Genomic DNA, 1,328 nt, shown 5'->3' on the forward strand with positions numbered 1-1,328 from the left:
TGTCAAGCCCCGGGTTTCGTAGAGGCTCCTATTCTTGGTTTCCTAAGCAGCCGCGGGTTCTGTCCCGGACTGGTTGATCCATTCGGAATGGACCTCGACGGGCGGTCGGTAGTTAATCGCTGAATGCAACCTGGACTGGTTGTACCAAGCCACCCACTTCGACGTCTCCGCCATCACCTCGATCAACCCCGACCACCCCTTCCGGTCGATGAGTTCGGCCTTGTAGACCGAGTTCAGCGCCTCGGCCATGGCGTTGTCGTACGAATCCCCACGCGACCCCACCGACGCCACGACCTCGGATTCCGCCAGGGTCTCGCCATAGCGAATCGATCGGAATTGCACCCCGCGATCCGAGTGGTGCACCAGCCCGGAAACGTCTTCACCGGCCCGATATTTCGCAGCGAGAGCCATCGTCAGAGCGTCCCTGGCCAGGGACTCCCGCATGTGGTTCGTCACCTGCCAGCCGACGATCTCCCTGTGGAAGACATCGAGGATGAACGTCGTGTATACCCACCCAGCAGTCGTCGGAACATAGGTGATGTCCGCGACCCATAGACAATTGGGTGCCGGTGCTGCGAACTCACGCTCGACAAGATCATCCGGACACTCCTCAGCCCTAGCCGAAGCCGTCTTCGGGCGCTTCCTCCTGCGTCGAATACCGTCGATGCCTAACTGGCGCATCAACCGCTCCACCGTGCAGCGGGCCACCGGGCCGAACTGATCCGCGTACTCGCGGTTGATCGCCTTCCACATCTTCCGCACCCCGTAACACGAGTAGTTCGCCTCATAGACATCCTGGATGACGACCATCAGCGCCTGGTCTCGGCGGGCCCTGGCCGATGGTTCGCGTTTCTTGAACGCGTAATACGAGCTCACAGCAATCCGTGCCGCAGTCCCGGACAGGGCGCGTACGATTGGCTCGACTCCGAACTCGTGACGATTGTCGTCGATGAAGACGACAATCACTTCGATGGGCGGTCGAGCTCCGCCGCGAAGAAAGCCGACGCTCTCTTCAAGATCTCGTTGGCCCGCTTCGCTTCAGCCAACTCCGCCCGCAGCCGACGGTTCTCCGCTTCCAAATCGACTGACTCAGTCGGTGTGGCCTTGCCGGAGTCTTTGTGCTTACGGACCCAGACTCGCAGGGTCTCTTTGCTCAGACCGAGCTCGCCGGCGACACGGGTGATTGCCCCGTTCGCCGTCTCCGGATCGGCCTGAGCATGAATGACGAGTTCGACGGCGCGAGCCTTGAGTTCGTCGGTGTATTTCACTGGCAAGAGAGAATCTCCTTCTTCCAATCTCCCTGCCTCTATTATCCCCGGGGCGATTCA

The 1,328-nt window shown here is 60.5% G+C and carries 2 protein-coding genes and 1 other annotated feature; both genes read right to left on the reverse strand.

Going from position 1 to position 1,328, the window contains the following annotated elements; all coding sequences use genetic code 11:
* Positions 1–42 precede the first annotated feature (42 nt).
* Positions 43–966, reverse strand: a complete 924-nt coding sequence (locus BC102111_RS17465; RefSeq protein ID WP_009381362.1) for an IS3 family transposase — start codon at positions 964–966, stop codon at positions 43–45.
* Positions 874–1,002: a sequence feature (AL1L pseudoknot), on the reverse strand. (Overlaps the previous gene by 93 nt.)
* Positions 963–1,268, reverse strand: coding sequence for a transposase (locus tag BC102111_RS18255; RefSeq protein WP_009381361.1), 306 nt, complete (start codon positions 1,266–1,268; stop codon positions 963–965). (Overlaps the previous feature by 40 nt.) Before BC102111_RS18255 ends, BC102111_RS17465 begins: the two co-directional genes overlap by 4 nt.
* Positions 1,269–1,328 lie beyond the last annotated feature (60 nt).

The organism is Brevibacterium casei CIP 102111 (genome assembly GCF_900169275.1).
GTDB classification, from domain to species: domain Bacteria; phylum Actinomycetota; class Actinomycetes; order Actinomycetales; family Brevibacteriaceae; genus Brevibacterium; species Brevibacterium casei.